Consider the following 1,490-nt stretch of genomic DNA (forward strand, 5'->3'; position numbering starts at 1 on the left):
CCACCCCCGCCAACGCCCCCTGGCTCGTCGTCGGGCTGGGTAATCCCGGGCCGGAGTACGCCATGAACCGGCACAACGTCGGGTTCATGGTGGTGGATCTGCTCGCGGAGCGGATCGGGGGGAAGTTCAAGCGGGCGGGCAAGGCGCAGGGGCAGGTGGTGGAGGGGCGGATCGGTCCGGTGGGGCCGGCGAACCGGCGGGTGATCCTGGCCAAGCCGATGTCGTTCATGAACCTGTCCGGTGGTCCGGTGAACGCGCTGCGGGACTTCTACAAGGTGCCGGTGGCGAACATCGTCGCGATCCATGACGAGCTGGACATCGACTACGGCACGCTGCGGCTGAAGCTGGGCGGTGGCGACAACGGGCACAACGGTCTGAAGTCGATGACGAAGGCGATGGGGGCGGACTACCACCGGGTGCGGTTCGGGATCGGGCGGCCGCCGGGGCGGATGCAGGTCGCGGACTTCGTGCTGAAGGATTTCTCCTCGGCGGAGCGCAAGGAGCTGGACTACTTCGTGGACCGTGCGGCGGACTCGGTGGAGTGTCTGGTGACCGAGGGGCTGGAGCGGGCGCAGAGCGCGTACAACTCCTGACTTGTCCGGCCTTGCTGCCCGCCCGAGTTGACCGGTCGTAGGGGTATGGCCAATGATCCCGGCCATGCCTGCCTCAGCCGCCACCGCTCGCCAGGCCTCCGTGACCGCGCTGCGGTTCGGGCGGGTCGCCACGATGGGTGCGCTCGCCGCGCTGATCCTGTTCACCGGGGTGTGGGGTTCCTGGGGGACCGCGCAGCACGTGATGCTGACGAAGGGGCGCGAGCGCGGCACGNNTGTACGGGGGACACGTGCCGGGGCCCGTTCACGCCGGTGTCCGACGGGGCGAGGGCGCGTTCGGGCGTGGAGATCGCGAAGTCGGTCGCGGTGCGCAAGGGGCTGACGTACGACGTCGTCGTGAAGCCGGGGACCGATGAGGTGGTGCGGTCGGGGCCGGCGGGGATTCTGTACGCCTGGGTTCCGCTGGGTGGTGCGCTGCTGCTGGCGTCGGTGGTCGTGGCGGGTGGTCTGCGGCTGGCCCGTCCCGCGTGGGTGCTGGCGGGGTCGGGGATCGCGCTGCTGACGGCCGCTTTCTTCGCGACGCTCTGAGGGTTCGTGACTCTCTGAGGGGTTGGGGCGTTCTTCACGTCTGTGGGGGGCCAGTGTGTTGCCTGTTCGTGATTGACCGGCTGCCTGGCGGGACTGGAAGCTGAACCGCCCCCTCCACATCTTCCCGTTCGCATCTCGAAGATGGATTGCCCTATGCCCTCCCTCCCCCGCGTCGGCGTGCTGACAGCCCTCGCCTCCGCGGCCCTCCTGGCCGCCCCCGCCGCCGCGCNNGAGCCGCACGTGTGCACGTTCTACCTGGACGCCTTCGGCTTCGACCGCGTCCAGCAGGTCGACTGGCACATCGAGGCCTGGGCGCCGACGGCCGCCACCAAGGGCGCCACGGTGAAGTCG

1 protein-coding gene and 2 pseudogenes are annotated in these 1,490 nt (G+C 69.9%); all 3 read left to right on the forward strand.

Annotation, left to right across the window (positions count from 1 at the left end; translation table 11 throughout):
- Window positions 1-593, forward strand: a 593-nt coding sequence (gene pth / locus BEK98_RS45090) for an aminoacyl-tRNA hydrolase (protein WP_094222644.1), incomplete at its 5' end; no start/stop codon positions are given.
- A 52-nt stretch (window positions 594-645) separates the two neighbouring features.
- Window positions 646-825 (forward strand): annotated as a pseudogene (locus BEK98_RS50565) (hypothetical protein); the annotation flags it as partial.
- 2 nt (window positions 826-827) lie between these two features.
- Window positions 828-1,139 (forward strand): annotated as a pseudogene (locus BEK98_RS50570) (hypothetical protein); the annotation flags it as partial.
- Window positions 1,140-1,490: the final 351 nt, after the last annotated feature.

It is taken from the genome of Streptomyces diastatochromogenes (genome assembly GCF_002242805.1).
Taxonomy (GTDB): domain Bacteria; phylum Actinomycetota; class Actinomycetes; order Streptomycetales; family Streptomycetaceae; genus Streptomyces; species Streptomyces diastatochromogenes.